Below are 21,743 nucleotides of genomic sequence, written 5' to 3'. Positions count from 1 at the left end.
GTCAGGCTCCGATCTCGCTGTCGATCAACGCGAACATCTCCTCGTCGCTGGCGTCCTCGACGACGGCACGCCCGGCACCGCCCCCGGTGTGCCTCGCCAGCAACGCCCGCACGCGCGCCAGCAGCGCCGCGCGGTCGGAGTCCTCCAAGGAACCGAGTACCTCATCCAGCCGGTCCAGGTCGGCCAGCGAGGACTCGGTGGCTCCCGGTGCGGCCCCCACCAGTCTTTCCAGCAGGTGCGCCGCCAGATCGGCGGGCGTGGGGTGCTCGAAGACCAGCGTGGCGGGCAGCCGCAGCCCGGTCGCGGCACCGAGCCGGTTGCGCAGCTCGACGGCGGTCAGCGAGTCGAATCCGAGGTCCTTGAACGGCTTCTCCTGGTCGACCGCGGCACCCGACTCGTGCCCGAGCACCGCGGCGACGTGACCGCGCACCAGCTCGGTCAGCACCTGCTCGCGCTTGGACTCCGGCAGGTCGGCCAGGGCCAGCTCCGCGACGGGGGCCCGCCTGCGCACCAGCCCGCGCAGCAGCGGCGAGGACGCCACGCCGAGGTCGAGCCGAGCCGGGACGAGCACCGCTTCGGCGTGGGCCAGCGAGGTGTCCAGCAACGCCAGCCCCTGCTCTGGCGACAGCGGCAGTACTCCACCCCGCGCCATCCGCGCGTCGTCGCCGAGGTCTCCGGCCATGTCGCTGCGCTGGTCCCACGCGCCCCACGCCAGCGACACCGCGGGCAGTCCGGCCGCGCGCCGTCGGGTGGCCAGTGCGTCGAGCGCCGCGTTCGCCGCCGCGTAGTTGGCCTGGCCCGGCGCGCCCAGCACTCCGGCCGCCGAAGAGAACAGCACGAACGCGGCGAGGTCCTGGCCCCGGGTCAACTCGTCCAGGTGCAGCGCCGCGTCCACCTTGGAACGGAACACGGTACCGAGACGCACTGGGTTCAACGACTCGACCACACCGTCATCGAGCACTCCGGCCGCGTGGAACACGCCGGTGAGGCGAACTCCGCTCAACAGAGCCGAAAGCGCGTCGCGATCAGACACATCGCAAGCAGCGAACGACACCGCGTCACCCAACTCAGCCGCCAGCTCCGCCGCGCCGGGGGCCTCAGCGCCCCGTCGAGAGGCGATCAGCACCCGCCGGACACCGTGCGAGTTCACCAGGTGACGCGTCACGAGCCGTCCGAGGCCGCCGCTGCCGCCCGTGACCAGAACGGTCCCGTCCGGGTCGAACCCACCGAACTCCGCGCCCGCACCCGCCCTGGCCAGCCGCAACGCGAACAGCTTGCCGTCGCGCACCATGATCTGGGGCTCGCCGGTGGCGACAGCGACAGCGGCCAGCGAGGTGTCCGCGTCGGCCGGGAGATCGACAAGGACGAAGCGGTCCGGGTGCTCGGTCTGCGCGGACCGCACCAGGCCCCACACCGCCGCCAGCTCCAGCGACTCAGCGGCTCCGCGCGTGATCACCGTGACCCGCGATTCCGGATCTCGAAGCGCGCTCTGCACAAGTTCCAACGCTTCGACCGCAGTGGACACTTCGACGGCATCGACATCATCAGCTGAGACGGGCGTCGCGACCGGGACCCACTCCAGCCGGAACAAGGAGTCGGTGGCACGCAGTCCGCTGAGGGCGTCCGCGCTCACCGGCCGCGCCACCACCGACGCGACCGAGGCGATCGGCGCGCCAGTTGGGCTGTGCAGCTCAACGGCCCCAGTCGGCGTGATCCGCACGCGCACGGAGTCCGTCGCGGGACCGTGTACCACCACGCCGCTCCAGGAGAACGGCAGCTTCGGCGTGTCCTCGCCAGCGACGGCAGCGTGCAGCGCCGCGTCGAACAGTGCCGGGTGCACGCCGTAGCCGTGGCGCGCTTCGCCTGCGGGGAGCACTGCCTCGGCGAACAGCTCGTCATCCCGCTGCCACACCCGCCGCAGGCCCTGGAACACGGGACCGTAGTGGAAACCCTTGTCCGCCAACGTCTCGTAGAGACCTGTGATGTCCACTTCGGACGCACCGCTCGGCGGCCAGTCGTCCGGGTGCGTGCCGTGCGGCGCTCCGGTGGACAGGGTGCCGCTGGCGTGCAGCAACCACTCCGAGTCCTCAGGGAGGTCGTCCGGCAGCGAGTGCACGCTGACCCGCAGGTCCGCGCTCACCACCACGCGAACCCGGACACCGCCCTCAACGGGGAAGACCAGCGGCGCGTGCAACGTCAGCTCGTCCAGCACGTCAGCGCCCGCGAACGCGCCCGCCTGGGAGGCCAGCTCGACGAAGGCCGTTCCGGGCAGCAGCGGCACGCCGTGGACCGCGTGGTCGGCGAGCCAGGAATGCGTGTCGAGGGACAGCCTGGATGTGAACAGGAACCCGCCGATCCCCGGCAGCGCGACGGCCGCCCCGAGCAACGGGTGCCCGGACGTGGCGATGCCCGCCTCGGGCGGATTCTCCAGCCAGAAGTGCTTTCGCTGGAAGGGATACGTCGGCAGGTCGACGCGCCGTCCACCACCGAGCAGCGTCCGCCAGTCCACCGAGGCGCCCAGCACGTGCGCTTCGGCCAGCGAGCGCACGAACCGGTCGACCCCGCCCTCACCTCTGCGCAGCGTGCCGACCGCGTCGACGTCCAGCGCCGGGACGAGCACCGGGTGCGGGCTGCACTCGATGAACACGTTGCCGCTCAACGCAGCTACAGCGTCGGTGAACCGCACAGTCTGCCGCAGGTTCTCGTACCAGTACTCCGCGTCCAACGAAGCACCGTCGACGTACTCCCCCGTCACCGTCGAGAAGAACGGAACCTCCGCCGATCGCGGCTCGATCCCCGAAAGCACGTCAAGCAGCTCGTCCCGAATCGCCTCCACCTGAGCCGAATGCGACGCGTAGTCCACCGGAATCCGCCGAGCCCGCTCATAGCGAGCAAGCACGCCCTCCACAGCAGCAGGAGTACCGGATACCACCGTGGACGCAGGCCCGTTCACCGCCGCGACCGACAGCCCAGGCTCCAACTCAAGCTCCGAGGAAGGAACCGGAACCGACACCATCCCACCGCGGCCAGCCAGCGAGGCGGCAATCGCCGCACTGCGCAACACAACCACGCGGGCAGCATCACGAAGACTCAACGCTCCAGCAACACAAGCCGCCGCAATCTCCCCCTGCGAATGACCAATCACCACCGCAGGCGAAACCCCGAACGACTGCCACACAGCGGCCAACGACACCATGACGGCGAACAGAACGGGCTGAACGACCTCAACCCGATCAAGATCCGACTCCAACGCGGAGAACAGATCCCAGTCGACGAACTCACCCAAAGCCGCAGCACACTCAGCCATCCGCGCCGCAAAGACCGGGTTCTCCAGAAGCGACACGGCCATGCCGACCCACTGCGAACCCTGACCCGGGAACATGAACGCCGCGCCACGCTCGCTGGCTCGGCCACGCACCACATCAGGACTCTCCGCCCCCGAGGCGAGCGCCGCCAACCCGGACTGGAGATCACCGAGCACGACCGCACGGTGCTCCAACGCGGACCGAGTCGTGGCCAACGACCACGCGATGTCAGCAGGAGCAGCGTCCACAGTGGACAAATGTCCGGCCTGAGTACGCAGAGCGACCGCGTCCCGCGCCGACACCGGCCACACCAACCGCGAGGGCGCTTCGACCGGAGCAGGGGCGACTTCAGCCGCCTGTTCGAGGATCACGTGCGCATTGGTCCCGCTCACCCCGAACGACGACACCCCCGCGCGCCGAGTCCCCGACGGCCACGCGACCTCTTCGGTCAGCAGCGACACCGACCCCGCCGCCCAGTCCACCTCCGACGTCGGCGACGACACGTGCAGCGTGCGAGGCAACACGTCGTGCTGCATCGCCTGCACCATCTTGATCACGCCACCAACACCCGCAGCCGCCTGCGCGTGGCCGATGTTGGACTTCAAGGAGCCCAGGTACACCGGCGTGGAGCGATCCTGACCGTAGGTCGCGATCACCGCCTGAGCCTCGATCGGATCACCGAGCCGAGTCCCCGTACCGTGCGCCTCAACCACCGCGATGTCCGAAGTGGACAGACCAGCGTCCGCCAACGCCGCGCGGATCACCCGCTGCTGCGAAGGACCGTTCGGCGCGGTCAACCCGTTCGACGCGCCGTCCTGGTTCACAGCTGAGCCACGGATCACCGCCAGCACGGGGTGACCGTTGCGGCGAGCGTCAGAAAGCCGCTCCAGCAAGAGCATTCCGACACCCTCAGAGCCAGCGGTGCCGTCAGCGCCGGAGCTGAACGACTTGCACCGACCGTCCGCTGCGAGGCCCCGCTGTCTGCTGTACTCCACGAAGAACGACGGCGTCGACATCACCGATGCGCCACCAGCCAACGCCAGCGAACTCTCACCGCGCCGCAACGACTGCACTGCCAGGTGCAGCGCCACCAACGACGACGAGCACGCGGTGTCCACCGTCATCGCGGGGCCTTCGAAGCCGAAGGTGTAGGAGATCCGGCCGGACGCGACGCTGACCGAGCTGCCGTTGGCCAGGTAGCCCTCGTGCTCCCCCGCCCCGCCGGGCGTGATCATCTGCCGAAGCCCGTAGCCGCCCGCCATGACCCCGGTGAACACGCCCGTCCGGCTGCCCCGGACCGAAGCGGGATCGATGCCCGCGCGCTCCAACGCCTCCCACGAGGTCTCCAGCAACAGGCGCTGCTGCGGGTCCATCGTCACGGCCTCGCGCGGGGAGATCCCGAAGAACTCCGCGTCGAACTCCCCAGCGCCGTCGAGGAAACCGCCGACGCGGACGTAGCTGCGCCCGATCCGCTCCGGGTCGTCGTCGAAGAGCTCGGCGAGGTCCCAGCCGCGGTCGGCGGGGAACGGCCCGATCACATCGCGTCCCTCGCCCACCACCGACCACAGGTCCTCGGGTGAGCCGACGCCGCCGGGGTAGCGGCAGCTCATCCCGACGATCGCGATCGGCTCGTCGGCGGGCCGCGCGGGAAGTTCCTCGGCACGGGCGGGTGCGAGCCCGGTGGCCAAGAAGTCCGCCAGCGCCTTGGGGTTCGGGTGGTCGAAGACCAGCGTGGCGGGCAGCCGCAGCCCGGTCAGCGTCGCCAGCCGGTTGCGCAGCTCCACGGCGGTCAGCGAGTCGAACCCGAGCCGCTTGAAATCGCGTTCGGCCTGGACCTGCTCCCCCTGCCGGTACCCGAGTACCGCCGAGGTCTCCGCGAGCACCGCCGCGAGCACGGCTCCGCTGCTGAGCCCGGCCAGCGCACCTCGGGCCGCGCGCCGCGTCGGCGGCACGAGCCCTCGCAGCGGCGCGGGCAGGTCGCCTGACGAGGCCCGCGCGCGCAGCACAGATCGGTCGAGCCGCACGGCGAGCAGGGCCGGTTCTCCCAACGCCACGGCGGAGTCCAGCAGCGCCAGGCCCTGTTCGGTGCTCAGCGGGAGCACTCCCGAACCGGCCATGCGTCTGCGGTCGTTCTCCGACAGCCGCGCCGTCAGCTCGCTGGTCTCGGACCAGAAACCCCAGGCGATCGACGTCGCCGGAAGACCTCGTTGCCGGCGGGAGTGCGCGAGCGCGTCCAGGAAAGCGTTGGCAGCGGCGTAGTTCCCCTGGCCCGGCGTGCCGAAGAAGCCCGAAGCGGAGGAGAACAGCACGAACGCCTTCAGGTCGGCGGTCAGCTCGTCCAAGTGCACGGCGGGGTCCACTTTGGACCTGAACACCGCGTCAACCCTGTGGGCGGTAAGGGATTCCACCAAGCCGTCGTCGAGCGCGCCCGCACTGTGCACGACGGCGGTGACCGGATGCTCATTGAGCAGGTCGGCGACAGACTGCCGTTCGGCGAGGTCGGCGGCGAGCACTACGGCTTCAGCGCCCAGCCGCTGCACGTCCGCGACCAGGGCGTCCGCACCGGGAGCGGCGGGACCTCGGCGGCTCACCAGCACAAGGCGTCCGACACCGCTGGCCGCCAAGTGCCGGGCGACCGCCGCGCCGAGCGTGCCGGTACCCCCGGTCACCAGGACCGTGTCCTCCGGCCCCCACACCGGGGCGCTCACCGCTTCGCGGACCGGCTCCACGCGCTGCGCGAAGACTTTTCCTTCGCGCACGGCCAAAACCGGTTCGTCAAGCGCGCAGGCGCTCGCGAGCGCGTCCACGTCGAAACCTGCGTGCTCGATGAGTTGGAGCCGCCCGGGGTGCTCGGCCTGGGCCGAGCGGGCCAGTCCCCGGACGGCTGCACTGGAGGTGTCCGACCCGATCACGAAGACCAGGCGCGCGGCCTCGAACCGCTCGTCGGACAACCATGTTTGGATCAACTCAAGCGCTCGCGCGGTGGCTTCGCGCGGTGACGAATCCGGATCGACTCGGGCGAACACCAGCTCCGCGCCGACCACGTCGGCCAGGTCCCCGTCAAAGACCTTGGCAGACCGAGAAACTACAGCGTCGACGGTAACTTCCGTCCACAGCGGGCGGTAAAGGTGTTCAGCGGAGGATGAACGCGTGGTGTCCACCGCGCGCACGGTCAACGAGTCCACGGTGAGCACCGGCAGGCCCTGACCGTCGGCGACGAGCACCGCGAAGGAATCGTTGCCCAGCGGCGTGATCCGTACGCGCACGGCCGTCGCTCCGGTGGCGCGCAACGTGATCCCGCTCCACAGGAACGGCAGCTTCGGCGCGTCCAACTCCGCCGTCAGGCCCGCCGAGTGCACGGCGGCGTCCAGCACTGCGGGGTGCAGCCCGAATCCGGTCACTGCGAGATCAGCTTCGATGTCGACGAAGAGCGCGTCACCCCGGCTCCACGCCGCCCGAACGCCCTGGAAGCTCGGCCCGTAGGCCAATCCCGTGGCGGCGAGCCGCTCGTAGAACCCATGCGTGTCAACAGGCTCAGCGTCGCGCGGTGGCCACTCACTGAGATCGTCAGCGACGGCCTCGCGCGCGGGCGTGAGCGTCGCCGTCGCGTGCAGGACCCACTCCCCGACGCCGTCCTTGGCGTGCACCGTGAGGTCGCGGCGCCCCGCGGCGCCCGGCGCGGTCACCGTCACCTGCACCTGGACGGACCCCGCCGATGGCAGGACGAGCGGGGCGACGAGCACCAGTTCTTCGACGAGCTGGCACCCCGTCTCGTCACCCGCTCGAACCGCCCACTCGACGAATGCCGTTGCTGGCACGAGGATGTCGCCGCGCACCATGTGATCCGCCAGCCAGGGGTGCGTGTGCGTGGACACCTTCGAGGTGAACACGTACCCGGCCGAGGCGGCGAGGGGAAGCGCAGCGCCGAGCAGCGGATGGTCGACGGCGTCGAGCCCGGCCGACGCGACGTCCGCCACCGCGCTCTCCAGCCAGTAACGCCGCCGCTGGAAGGGGTATGTGGGCAGGTCCACCAGACGTCCGTGAACGACCGTCGTCCAGTCCACCGAGGCGCCCAGCACATGCGCCTCGGCCAAGGACCGGACAAGCCGGTCGAATCCGCCCTCGTCGCGCCGCAACGTGCCGACCGCGCTGACGTCCAGGGCCGGCACGAGCACCGGGTGCGGGCTGCACTCGATGAACACGTGCCCTTCCAACGCCTCCACAGCTTCCGAGAACCGCACTGTCCGCCGAAGGTTCTCGTACCAGTACTCCGCGTTCAGCTCAGCACCGTCGACGTACTCCCCCGTCACCGTCGAGAAGAACGGCACAGCGGCCGTCTGCGGTTCGATCGACCCGAGCACGTCGAGCAGCTCGTCCCGAATCGCTTCCACCTGAGCCGAATGCGACGCGTAGTCCACCGGAATCCGACGAGCCCGCTCGTGCTGAGCAAGCAACTCGTCCAAAGCCGCAGTGGTACCCGAAACCACGGTGGACGCAGGCCCGTTCACCGCCGCAACCGACAACCCCGGCCCCAACTCCACGTCGGAAACAGGAAGCGGAACCGACACCATCCCACCGCGACCAGCAAGAGAAGCCGCAATCGCCCTACTACGCAACACGACCACCCGAGCCGCATCACGCAGGCTCAGCACGCCAGCAACGCACGCAGCCGCGATCTCGCCCTGCGAATGCCCCACAACAACGGCAGGCGAAACGCCATGCGACTGCCACACAGCCGCCAACGACACCATGACCGCGAACAGAACGGGCTGAACGACCTCAACCCGATCAAGATCCGACTCCAACGCCGACAGCAAATCCCAGTCGACGAACTCACCCAAAGCCGCAGCACACTCAGCCATCCGCGCCGCGAAAACCGGGTTCTCCAACAACGCCACAGCCATACCGACCCACTGCGAACCCTGACCCGGGAACATGAAGACCGCCCCTGCGGCCTCAGCGACACCCGTCACAACGTCAGGGCCAGACAAGGAACGCAGGCCGTCGCCGAACACCACCGCACGGTGCTCCAACCGCGACCGCGCGGCCAAAGTCCACGCAGCGTCCACTTCGGACACTCCGGACGAGAGCGCGTCGGCGAGCCCCGAAGCGACGTCGCGCAACGCAGCAGGGCTCTTCGCGGACAACGCCAGCGGAACCGGACCCGAGTGCACCGGCACCACGTCAGAAGGTGCGGGCGCCTGCTCGACGATCATGTGCGCATTGGTGCCGCTCACCCCGAACGACGACACCCCGGCACGCCGAACCGACGACGTCCACGGAACTTCCTCGGTCAGCAGCGACACCGACCCGGCCGACCAGTCCACCTCCGGCGTCGGCGACGACACGTGCAGCGTGCGTGGCAGCAAGCCGTGCCGCATGGCCTGCACCATCTTGATCACGCCGCCAACACCCGCAGCGGCCTGCGTGTGCCCGATGTTGGACTTCAACGACCCCAGGTACACCGGAGAGGAACGATCCCGGCCATAGGTCGCGATCACGGCCTGGGCCTCGATCGGATCACCCAGCCGAGTTCCGGTCCCATGGGCCTCAACGGCGGAAATGTCCGAAGTGGACAGACCGGCGTCAGCCAAGGCCGCACGGATCACGCGCTGCTGAGCGGGACCGTTCGGCGCAGTCAATCCGCTGGACGCGCCATCCTGGTTCACGGCGGAGCCGCGAATCACCGCCAGCACCGGGTGGCCGTTGCGCTGAGCGTCGGAAAGCCGCTCCAGCAACACCATCCCAACGCCTTCGGAGCCGTTCGTGCCGTCAGCACCGGCGCTGAAGGACTTGCAGCGCGCGTCGAGGGAGAGCGCGCCCTGCTTGCTGTACTCGACGAACAGCGCGGGGATCGCCATCACCGACGCGCCACCGGCCAACGCCAGCGTGCACTCTCCGCGCCGCAACGACTGCACCGCGAGGTGCAGCGCCACCAACGACGACGAGCACGCCGTGTCCACGGTCAACGCCGGACCTTCGAGCCCGAACGTGTACGAGATCCGGCCCGAGGTGATGCTTCCGGCGCTGCCGTTGCCGATGTAGCCCTCATGCTCGCCCGCCGCGCCCGCGACGCTGATCTCGCGCATGCCGTAGCCGCTGACCATGATCCCCGCGAACACGCCGGTGCGGCTACCGCGCACCGAGTCCGGGTCGATACCCGCGCGCTCGAACGCCTCCCACGAGGTCTCCAGCAGCAGGCGCTGCTGCGGGTCCATCGTGGTGGCCTCGCGCGGGGAGATCCCGAAGAACTCCGCGTCGAACTCCGCCGCGGCGTCCAGGAAACCGCCCTCGCGCACGGAACTGCGGCCGGGCCGGTCGGGATCGTCGGAGAACAGGGCGTCAAGGTCCCAGCCGCGATCGGTGGGGAACTCCCCGATGGCGTCGGTTCCGCCGGCCACGAGCCGCCACAGGTCCTCCGGCGAACGGACCCCGCCGGGGTAGCGGCAGCTCATCGCCACGATCGCGATCGGCTCGCGCGCGGCGTCGACCTGCCTGCGCAGGCGCTCGGTCTCCTTCACCGAGGTGCGCAACGCGTCGAGCAGGCGGCTTTCCTGGTTGCTCATGCTGGAGTCCTTCGCGAGTCGCCGCCCCCGAGGGCCAAGGCGATGAGGTCTTCGGCGTCCATCGAGTCGATCCGCTCGTCATCGGGCTCGGCCGGGCGGGTGAGCCGGAGCAGCTGGTCGAGCAGCCCGGCCTCGCGCAGCCGCTCCAGCGGGATCGCCGCGAGCGCCGCGCGCACGTCCCCGTCCGGCTCGGTGGCCGGCGTGATCTCGCCGAGCAGGAACTCGCCCAGCACCTGGGCGTTCGGGTGGTCGAACACCAGGCTCGCGGGCAGCCGGAGCCCGGTCAGCGTCGCCAGCCGGTTGCGCAGCTCGACCGCGGTCAGCGAGTCGAGCCCGAGCTGGGTGAAACCACGGTCGGCCCGGACGGAGCCCTGGGAGCGGTGTCCGAGAACGGCTCCGGTCTCGGCGACGACCGCCGCCACCACCGCGGTGAGCCGACGCTCCACCGGCAGGCGCAGGATTCGCTGCGCCAGCGTCTCTTTCGGCGCGCCTTCCGTCGTGCGCTGAACTGTCGTCCGTGCCAGCGCCCGCAGTGGTTCGGGGCCTGAGCGCGCGGCGGCGAGGTCGAGCGGCATCGCCACGACGAACGGCTCATCGCGCGTCAGCGCCGCGTCGAACAGCGCCAGCCCGTGATCACTGGACAACGCCCTTCCCCCAACGCTTTCCAGCCGCTCGTGGTCCAGCCCGGTGGTCAGCTCACTGCTGTCCTGCCACAGTCCCCACGCGATCGAGGTCGCGGGCAGCCCGCTCGCTCGCCGGTGCGCGGCCAGTGCGTCCAGGAAGGCGTTGGCCGCGGCGTAGTTGCCCTGCCCGGCCGTCCCGATCGTGCCCGCGGCCGAGGAGAAAAGCACGAACGCCTTCAGGTCGGCGGTCAGCTCGTGCAGGTGCACCGCAGCGTCCACTTTGGACTTGAAGACCGCGTCGACGCGCGCCGGGCTCAGCGACTGCACGAGCCCGTCGTCCAGCGCTCCCGCGCAGTGCACGACCGCGTCGACCGGGTGGGCCTCGAGCAGGGCGGCAACCGCGTCCCGGTCCGAGATGTCGACCGCGACGACTTCAGCCCCGAGCTCGACCAGCTCAGCGGCTCCTGGGGCGTCCGGGCCGCGTCGGCTGGCCACGACCAGCTTCCGCACGCCGTGCGTCGTCGCGAGGTGGCGGGCGACCAACCGGCCGAGCGCGCCCGTCCCGCCGGTGATCAGCACGGTGTCGTCCGGGCCGATCGGCATCCGCTCCACAGTGGACCGAACCCGGGCGAGGCGCGGCGCGCGAGCGACACCGTCCCGCAGTGACACCTGCGGTTCGTCCATTGTGGACACGCGTTGGAGCAGGGCGAGGTGGTCGTCCGGCTTGTCCGCGTCGACGAGCTGGAAGCGCCCCGGGTGCTCGGACTGGGCCGACCGGAGCAGCCCCCGCGCGGCGGCGACGGGCAGTTCGTCCACGCTGGTGACCAGCACGAGCTTGGAATCGGCGTACCTGTCGTCGGCGAGCCACCCCTGCACCAGGCTGAGCACCCGCTCGGTCGCTTCCCGCGCCGCGGTCGGCAGGTCGGCGGCCATCGGCGCTTCGAGCGGCACGAACACGGTCTCCGGCACGGGACCGTCCAGCTCCGACAGCTCCCGCACCATCACCACCGACACCGGCCCCGCGGCGGGAACCTCCAGGTCCACCCAGCGGACGTGGTGCAGCTGCTCGCCTCCCGAGCTGGCCGGGCGGGCGAGGAAGGACTCCACGGTCAGCACCGGGCGCCCGACCTCATCGGCCACGAACACCGAGAACGTGTCGTCACCGAGCGGCGTGATCCGCACTCGCAACGCCGACGCTCCGCGCTCCCACAGGCTCACCCCGTTCCACGTGAACGGGAGCTTCGGCCGGTCGAGATCCGCGCCCAGGACCGCCGAGTGCACGGCCGCGTCCAGCAGCGCCGGGTGCACTCCGAACCCCGTCGTGGTGAGGTCGGCGCGCGAGCGGATCTCCGCGAAGACCTCGTCGCCGCGACGCCAGGCCGCGCGAACCCCTTGGAAGGCTGAGCCGTACTCCAGTCCGGCCGCGCGGACGACGTCGTAGAAGCCTTCGACGTCGACCACATCACCGGCGGGCGGCCAGTCCACGAGATCGTCCGACTGCTCGTCACCTTGCGGCACAAGAACTCCGGCGGCGTGCAGCACCCACTCGTCAGCGCGGCGGGTGTGCACCAAGACGCGGCCAGTGCCCTCGCCCGGTTCGACGGTGACCTGGACCTGCACGGAGTCCGATCCGGCCAACGTCAACGGTTCCAGGATCGTCAGCTCTTCGACGCGCGGGAACCCGGTCTCCTCACCGGCGCGCACCGCCCAGTCGACGAACACCGAGCCCGGCACCAGCACGGTTCCCTGAACGGCGTGGTCAGCGAGCCACGGGTGCGTGTGCGTGGACAGCCTCGCCGTGAGCACGAAACCACCCGACGCGGCGAGGGGCACCGCTGCGCCGAGCATTGCGTGCCCGGAGGCATCAAGTCCGGCCGAGGACACGTCGGTCCCGGTTCCGGCTTCCAGCCAGTAGCGGTGCCGGTGGAAGGCGTAGGTCGGCAGGTCGATCTGATGACCGCGCCCGACGAAGACCTGGTCCCAATCCACCTTGACACCGAGTACGTGAGCCTCAGCCAAGGACTTCAGGAACCTGTCGGAACCGCCTTCGTTGCGGCGCAAGGTTCCCACTGCCGCAACGTCCAGGGCGGGGACGAGCACCGGGTGCGGGCTGCACTCGATGAACACGTGCCCTTCCACAGCGTTCACCGCGTCGTCGAAACGCACCGTCTGGCGCAGGTTCTCGTACCAGTACTCCCCGTCCAGCGCCGTGCCCGGAAGGTACTCGCACGTCACGGTCGAGAAGAACGCGATGTCCGTCTCCTGCGGCGTGATGTCCGCCAGCACTTCGAGGAGTTCGCCCCGAATGGCCTCCACCTGAGCAGAATGCGACGCGTAGTCAACAGGAATCCGCCGAGCCCGCTCATACCGGGCAAGCAGCTCATCCAAAGCCGCAGTGGCACCCGATACCACCGTGGACGCAGGCCCGTTCACCGCCGCAACCGACAACCCCGGCCCCAACTCCACATCGGAAACAGGAAGCGGAACCGACACCATCCCACCGCGACCAGCAAGAGAAGCCGCAATCGCCCTACTACGCAACACGACCACCCGAGCCGCATCACGCAAACTCAACGCCCCGGCAACACAAGCCGCCGCGATCTCCCCCTGCGAATGACCAATCACCACCGCAGGAGACACACCAAACGACTGCCACACCGCAGCCAACGACACCATCACCGCGAACAACACAGGCTGAACAACATCAACCCGCTCAAGATCAGACTCCAACGCGGAGAACAGATCCCACTCAACAAACTCGCCCAAAGCCGCAGCACACTCAGCCATCCGCGCCGCGAAGACCGGGTTCTCCAACAACGCCACAGCCATACCGACCCACTGCGAACCCTGACCCGGGAACACGAACGCCGCACGGCCCCCGACGACCTCGCCCTGCACGACATCACCGGAAGGCGCGGCCGAGGCGAGCGCGGTCAAGCCCGCCACCAACGAGTCCCGGTCGGAACCCAGTACCACGGCGCGCTGCCGCATCTGGTTGCGGGTCATCAACGACGACCACGACGCGTCCACAATGGACACATCCGTTGCCAAGCGCTCCGCGAGCCGCGAAGCCTGAGCGGCGAGCGCGATCTCGTCCCGCGCGGACAACGCCAACGGAACCGGGCCGGACCACGGCGACGACTCCGCTGGCACCGACGCCGGAGCCTGCTCAAGGACAACGTGCGCGTTGGTCCCGCTCACCCCGAAGCCCGACACACCGGCGCGGCGACGGCGGCCGACGTCGGGCCAGTCGATCGACGAGGTCAGCAGCGTGACCGCGCCCGCCGACCAGTCCACGCGCGGAGTCGGCTCGGTGACGTTCAGCGTGCGAGGCACCACACCATGACGCATCGCCTGGACCATCTTGATCACGCCACCGACACCCGCAGCCGCCTGCGTGTGCCCGATGTTGGACTTCAGCGACCCCAAGTACACCGGTGTAGAACGATCCTGGCCATACGTCGCGATCACGGCCTGAGCCTCGATCGGATCACCCAACCGCGTCCCGGTCCCGTGCGCCTCAACAACATCAACGTCCGAAGTGGACAGACCAGCGTCCGCCAACGCGGCACGGATCACTCGCTGCTGCGAAGGACCGTTCGGCGCGGTCAACCCGTTGGACGCGCCGTCCTGGTTGATAGCCGAGCCGCGCACCACCGCGAGGACCTTGTGGCCGTTGCGCTGAGCGTCGGACAGGCGCTCCAGCAGGATCATGCCGACGCCCTCACCACCGGCGGTACCGTCAGCGTCAGCGCTGAAGGACTTGCAGCGGCTGTCCGGGGCCAACGCGCCCTGACGGCTGTACTCGACGAAGAACACCGGCGTGGACAGCACGGTGACGCCACCGGCCAACGCCAACGAGCACTCGCCGCGCCGCAGCGACTGCGCGGCGAGGTGGATCGCCACCAGGGACGCCGAGCACGCGGTGTCCACGGTCAGCGCGGGGCCTTCGAGCCCGAGCGCGTACGAGACGCGGCCGGAGGTGATGCTGCCCGTGCTTCCGTTGCCGAGGAAACCCTCCACGTCCTCGGGGACCTGGCGCACGCGCGTGGCGTAGTCCCCGGCCATGACCCCGGCGAACACCCCGGTCTGGCTGCCGCGCAAGGAGTCCGGGTCGATCCCGGCGTGCTCCAGCGCCTCCCAGGAGGTCTCCAGCAGCAGGCGTTGCTGCGGGTCCATCGCGATCGCCTCGCGCGGGGAGATCCCGAAGAACTCCGGGTCGAACTCGACGGCCTCGTGCAAGACGCCGCCCTCCCGCGCGGTACTGCGACCCTGCCGGGACTGATCCCCGTCCAACAGGGAACCGAGTTCCCAGCCGCGATCGGTCGGGAACGGCGTGATCCCCTGCCCGCCCTCGGCGACGAGGTTCCACAGGTCGTCCGCCGAGCGCACGCCGCCCGGGTAGCGGCAGGCCATCCCGACGATGACGATCGGGTCATCCTCGGCGAGCGCGGCGGTCACCGGTGCGGCGGCCGGAGCCGACTCGCCGGACAGCTCCTCCTTCAGCCGCTCGGCGAGCGCGGCGGCGTTCGGGTGGTCGAAGACGAGCGTCGCCGGGAGCGACAACCCGAACTCGGCGTTGATCCGGTTGCGCAGCTCCACCGAGGTGAGCGAGTCGAAACCGAGTTCCTGGAACGGCCTCGTCACGTCGACCGACCGCGCGTCGGTGTGCCCGAGCACTTCTGCGACCGCGGTCCGAACGGACCTCAGTACCGCCTCGTCCGTCTCGACCCGTGCTCTGCGCGGAGCACTCACTCGGCCGAGCTTCGCGCCGACGTACACCGGCTCCGGCCCCGCGACGGCGGCGTCGAACATCGCCAGTGCGTCCACTGTGGACAGAGGGGCCAGGCCGGACCTCGCCAGCCGGGCGCGGTCGGCGGCGCTCAGCCCTCCGGCCATGCCCCCGGCCTCGGCCCACATCCCCCACGCCACGGACGTGGCGGGCAGCCCAGCCGCGTGGCGAGCGCGGGCAATGGCGTCAAGCGCGGCGTTGGCAGCGGCGTAGTTGCCCTGACCAGCCGTTCCCAGCACTCCGGCCGCTGAGGAGAACAGCACGAATGCCGTCAGCGAACGGTCGCGGGTCAGCTCGTCGAGGTGCTGAGCCCCCAACACCTTCGGCGCGTGCACAGCAGCGAGGCGCGCCGGTGTCAGTGACTCCACCACGCCGTCGTCGAGCACACCCGCCGTGTGCACGACCGCCGTGATCGGGTGCCCGACCAGCACGGCGGCCACCGCGTCCCGGGCGGTCACGTCACACCGAACTACCGCGACGTCAGCGGCGAGCGAAGCCACGAACTCCGCATCGACAACACCGCGCGCCGCCAGCACGAGCCGCCCGACGCCGTGCTTCTCCACGAGGTGGCGCGCAACGACCTGGGCCAACGTGCCCGTTCCGCCGGTGATCAGCACGCAGTCGTCCGCCGACCACACCGGCTCTCCGGCGACCGCGACCGGCTGGAGGCGCGGGGCCGTGACCTGCCCACCGCGCACCAAGACCTCGGGCGCGTCGAACCGCGCCGCGATGGAGTCCACAGTGGACAGATCATCGGTGTCGACGAGAACGAACCGGCCCGGGTGCTCCGACTGAGCCGATCGGACGAGCCCGGCGATCGCGGCCCGCCCAGGATCGGCCAGCGCGTCCTGAACCGCCACAACGACACGGGTGTCGGAGGCCAGCGCTTCCTGCACCACCGCCAGCGCTTCGGCAACGTCGGCCGGAGCCGCGATCACGCCGGAGAATCCAGCTGACGGCGCGACCGGCACGTGCTGCACGGTCAGCAGCGGCACAGTGCGAGCGTTGGAGGCGGCGCGCATCACAACGGACTCGGCGGTCAACATCGGCCCGCTGTCGGAGTCGACCTGCACGGAGATGCCCGACTCAGAGCGCAGCAGCCGTGCGCGCAGCGTCGTCGAACTGGGGCCGTGCAGCGCGACGCGCCGCCACGCGAAGGGCAGCTCAGCACCTCCGGTCAGCGTCAGAACGAGCGGTTGGAGCACGGTGTCCAGCAGCGCCGGGTGCACGAGGAGGCCATCCGAGCCGAAGCCCTCCGGCAGCTCGACCTCGGCGAACCACTCGTCGCCGTCCGACCACGCCGCGCGCAGCCCCGAGTAGGCCGGGCCGTAGGCGTAACCGCGCTCCACCAGGGCGTTCGCGATCTCATCAAGATCACGTTCAGCAGCCACGGGCGGCCACGCCAGCTGCGAGGCCGCGACGGGTTCCGCGCCGAGCACACCGGCCGCGTGCCTGGTCCACGTCGAGTCGCGGCGCGAGTGGACGGTGAACGTGCGGTCGGCGCGGACACTGACCTGGATCTCCACGCTCTCCGAGCCGTCGAGGACCAGCGGCGCTTCCAACGCGATCTCGTCGACGAGCGAGCAACCGACTTCGGCGGCGGCGCGCAACGCCAGCTCGACGAACGCGGTTCCGGGCAGCAGGACGGTACCGAGTACCTGGTGATCCGCGATCCACTGCTTTGCCACGGACACCGTGCCGGTGAGCAGGACGCCGTCGTTGAGCCTGGTCACGGACTGGATCAAGCCCTGGTCTGCGTCGGCGAACCAGTGGCGCCGCCGCTGGAACGGATAGGTCGGCAGGTCGATCCGCGATGCCCCGGGGAACACCGCGGTCCAGTCCGGCGACACCCCGTGCGCGTGCAGCGTCGCGAGCGCGGTGACCGCGGTGTCCACTTCGGACCGATCACGTCGCAGCATCGGCACCACGACGGGCGCGTCCACCAACGCCGACAGCACCGCGCCGGGACCGAGTTCCACAAAGGCCTTGACACCGTCGGCGATGAGCCACTGCACGGCGTCGTGGAACAGCACCGGCTGGCGCACCTGGCGGACCCAGTACTCCGCCGAGCACGGCTCCACCGGCGCACCCGTCACCGTCGAGATGAGCGGAATCGTCGGCGCGGCGTAGGAGATCGACTCCGCGACCGCGCGGAACTCGTCGAGCATCGCGTCCATCCGCGCCGAGTGGAAGGCATGGCTCGTGCGGATGCGGCGGGTCTTGGCGAAGCGCGCGGCGATCGCCTCCACGGCGTCGGCGTCTCCGGAGATCACCACCGAGTCGGCGGAGTTGACCGCCGCGATGCTCACGCCGTCCACCAGCTCGATGGAGTCCACAGTGCACTGGATCGAGATCATGGCTCCACCGGGCGGAAGCGCCTGCATCAGGCGACCGCGCGCCGTCACCAGCAGTGCCGCGTCGGCCAGCGTCATCACCCCGGCGACGTGCGCTGCGGCCAGCTCGCCGATCGAGTGGCCGACGAGGAAGTCCGGGCGCAGGCCCCACGACTCCAGCAACCGGAACAGCGCGACCTCGACAGCGAACAACGCGGGCTGCGCGTACTCCGTCTGCTCAAGCGAATCCGCGATCGCCTCAGCCAGCGGCCGGGCGAGGTGCTTGTCCAGCTCGGCGGCCACCTCGGCGAAGGCATCTCCGAAGGCGGGGAACTCCGAGGCCAGCTCCAGGCCCATGTTCACCCGCTGAGCGCCCTGACCGGTGAACATCGCCGCGAAGCGGTCCGCGGTGACCGTCCCCCGTACCACCCGCGCGCTGGTCTCGCCGCGCGCGAGCACGTCGAGGCCGTCCAGGAGTTCGGCTCGTCCGGAGGCCAGCACCACGGCGCGATCCGGCAGTCCCGCACGACCGGTGCCCTGCGACCGCGCGAGCGCGACGATGTCCTCGCCGGTGAACTCGCGGAGCCGTGCGGCCTGCGCCCGAAGAGCATCCTCGCCACGAGCCGACAACGGAACCGGAACGAGGGCCGGGGCCGAAGTCGCCACGACCTCCTCCGCCGGAACGTGCTCGATGATCACGTGCGCGTTGGTCCCGCTGACACCGAATGCGGAGACACCCGCCCGCCGCGCAGCGCTCGGCCACTCCGTCGGCGAGGTCAGCAGCTGCACGGAACCGGCGGTCCAGTCCACGTGCGGCGACGGCGAATCGACGTGCAGCGTGCGGGGCACGACGCCGTGCCGCATCGCCTGCACGATCTTGATCACGCCACCGACACCGGAAGCCGCCTGCGCGTGCCCGATGTTGGACTTCAACGTGCCCAGGAGCAGCGGGGTCGACCGGTCCTGACCGTAGGTCGCCAGCAGCGCCTGCGCCTCGATCGGATCACCCAGCGTCGTCCCGGTCCCATGCGCCTCAACAACATCAACGTCCGAAGTGGACAGACCAGCATCAGCCAACGCGGCACGGATCACTCGCTGCTGCGAAGGACCGTTCGGCGCGGTCAACCCGTTCGACGCACCGTCCTGGTTCACGGCGGAGCCACGGATCACCGCCAGCACGGGGTGACCGTTGCGGCGAGCGTCGGAAAGCCGCTCCAGCACGAGCATTCCCGCGCCCTCGGCCCACCCGGTCCCGGCAGCCGATGCGGAGAAGGACCGGCAGCGACCGTCTGCGGACAGTCCGCGCTGACGGCTGAACTCCACGAAGACACCCGGCGTCGACAACACCGCGACACCGCCGGTCAGCGCCATCGAGCACTCGCCGCGCCGCAACGCCTGCGCCGCCAAGTGCAGCGCCACCAACGACGACGAGCACGCCGTGTCCACCGTCATCGCCGGGCCTTCCAAGCCCAGCTCGTAGGCCACGCGGCCGGAAATCACCGCGTCCAAGCCACCGGTCAGGAAGTGCCCCTCCGACCCGGTGGGTGCCTCGTGCAGGCGCGGACCGTACTCCTGCGCGCTCGCCCCGACGAACACGCCGGTGCTGCTCCCGCGCAAGCTGGTCGGGTCGATCCCGGCGCGCTCGAACGCCTCCCAGGCGGTCTCCAGCACGACCCGCTGCTGGGGGTCCATCGCGACCGCTTCACGCGGGGAGATCCGGAAGAACCCGGCGTCGAACTCCGCCGCCCCGTCGAGGAAACCGCCGTGCCGCGTGTAGGTGGTACCCGGGTTCGAAGGGTCCGGATCGTAGAGCGAGCCGATGTCCCACCCGCGATCGGCCGGGAACTCGGTGATCGCGTCGACACCGTGTTCCACCAGGCGCCACAGGTCCTCCGGCGACGCGACGCCGCCGGGGTAGCGGCAGCTCATGCCGACGATCACGATGGGATCGCCGTCCGGCTCCGCGACCCGGGCTGTGGTGACCGGCGCGGCTCCTCCGTAGATCCGGTCGAGCAGGTGCGTGACGAGCGCTTCGGCCGTGGGGTGGTCGAACACGAGCGTGCTCGGCAGCTTCAGGCCGGTGGCGGCGGACAGCCTGGTCCGCACGTCCACTGCGGTCATCGAGTCGAAGCCCAGCTCCTTGAACGTGCGTCCGGCCTCGGCGCCGGGCTCGTGGCCGAGCACCGCCGCGACGGTCTCGGTGACCAGTTCCCGCACCACACGGCGGCGATCGGCCACCGGCACGGCGGCCAAGCCCGTCTCCGCCTCGGGGGCGGCGGTCAGCGCGCGCCGCGCTTCGGGCAGCTCGGACAGCAGCGGGCTCGGCCGGTTGATCGCGAAGGTCGGCGCGAACTTCGCCCAGTCGACGTCTGCGATGGCGAGGAAGGTCTCGTCGTCGGTGATCGCCCGCGTCAGCGCGGTCAGCGCGTCCGAGGGCCGCATCAGGTTGAGGCCCAAGCGTTCGAAGCGCGTCCCGGCGTCACCGGCGGCCATGCCCTCGCCCGCCCACGAGCCCCACGCGAGCGACACCGCGCGCAGCCCCCTGGCTCGCCGCCGCTCGGCGAGGGCGTCGAGCATCGCGTTGCCCGCCGCGTAGGCGCCCTGCCCGCTACCGCCCCACACCCCCGCGTTGGAGGAGATCAGCACGAAGGCGTCCAGGTCGTGGTCGAACAGCTCGTCCAGGTTCTCCGCGCCTGTAGCCTTGCCCGCGATCACCTCGGCGACCTCGGCCGCCGTGATGTCCTTCAGGTCTCCCCAGTGCGCGACCCCGGCCGCGTGCACGACCGCGCGAACCGGCTCGACCGAGTCGATCAGCGCCGCCAGGGCGTCGCGGTCGGCGGCGTCGCAGGCCGCGATCGTCACGCGGGCCCCGAGCGCGGTCAGCTCGGCTTCGAGTTCCTTCGCCCCGAGCGCCTCCGGCCCACGCCGCCCGGTCAGGACGAGGTGCTCGGCGCCGTTTCTGGCGAAGTGGCGGGCGACGTGCGCGCCGATCGCCCCGGTGCCCCCGGTGATCAGCACAGTGCCGGTGGGACGCCAGGTCACACGATCGCTGTCGGGACGCGGTGCCCGGACGAGCCTGCGGCCCAGGATCGCGTTGGAACGCAGTGCCACTTGGTCCTCGGTACCGCCCAGCACGGACGCGAGCCGCCGGTGGACGTCCGCGTCCGGCTCGGCGGGCAGATCGATGAGCCCGCCCCAGCGCGCCGGGCGCTCCAGCGCGGCGACCCGGCCGAGCCCCCACACCGCGGCCTGGACCACGTCCGGGGCGGCAACGGCGACCGCTCCCCTGGTCACGGTCCACAGCGGGGCGTCGAGATCCCGGTGGAGGAGGTCCAGCGTCGCGGCGACGGGCTCGGGGTCGGCCGCGACCAGCGAGATCACACCCGCGAAAGTCCCATGTGGAACCGCGTCCCGTGTCACGACGACCGGAGTTCCACCGGCTTCGGCCAGTGCGGCGCACAGCGCCTCGGTGGGCTCGCCGGAGCTGACCACGAGCCAGGTCCCGGACAGTGCGGCGGGGCGCTCCGGCACTCCGCGCCACTCGACGCGATAGCGCCAAGAGTCGACAACGGACGCGGCAGGGGCCGGGGCGTCCAGCCAGAAGCGCTTGCGCTGGAACGGGTAGGTCGGCAGATCGACGACGCGACCCGCCGCGAGGCCCCAGGCCACTTCGACACCGTGCACGTGCGCCTCGGCGAGGGAGGTCAGCATCCGGTGCACGCCGCCGTCGTCGCGGCGCAGCGAGCCGATGACCACCGCGTCGTGCTCCTCAGCGGAACTGAGTACCGCCGGGGTCAGCACTGGGTGCCCGCTGGACTCGACGAACGCGGTGAACCCGTCCTCCAGCAGCCGCGCGGTGGCGAGGTCGAAGCGCACGGTCTCACGCAGGTTGCGGTACCAGTACTCCGCGTCGAGCCCGGCGGTGTCCAGCCGCTCCCCCGTCACCGACGAGTAGAACGGGATCTCCGAGGAGCGCGGCGTGATCGGGGCCAGCACGTCCAGCAGCTCGTCACGGAGCGCTTCGACCTGGGCGGAGTGCGACGCGTAGTCAACCGGAATGACCCGGGCACCCGTCGCCGCAACGAACTCCTGCAAAGCCCCAGTGGGACCGGATACCACGGTGG

General features: G+C 70.5%; 2 protein-coding genes (1 of these 2 cut by a window edge). Both read right to left on the bottom strand.

The window, feature by feature from the left end; genetic code table 11:
• Position 1: 1 nt before the first annotated feature.
• Positions 2-9,871 (bottom strand): type I polyketide synthase, encoded by a 9,870-nt coding sequence (locus CCN37_RS21965; protein WP_086824098.1) that lies wholly within the window; start codon positions 9,869-9,871, stop codon positions 2-4.
• Positions 9,868-21,743: the 3' portion of a type I polyketide synthase gene (locus tag CCN37_RS39135; RefSeq protein WP_143261731.1), read on the bottom strand. Its footprint extends 8,341 nt past the window's final position; the window shows 11,876 of its 20,217 coding nt (coding positions 8,342-20,217); its start codon lies beyond the right edge, outside the window; it ends in the stop codon at positions 9,868-9,870. The genes CCN37_RS21965 and CCN37_RS39135 overlap by 4 nt, the downstream gene beginning before the upstream one ends.

The sequence above is a fragment of the Allokutzneria sp. NRRL B-24872 genome, from assembly GCF_002155965.1.
Classification (GTDB): domain Bacteria; phylum Actinomycetota; class Actinomycetes; order Mycobacteriales; family Pseudonocardiaceae; genus Allokutzneria.
The sequence above is the reverse complement of the archived record's forward strand: the minus strand, read 5'-3'. Positions and strand labels throughout refer to the sequence as shown.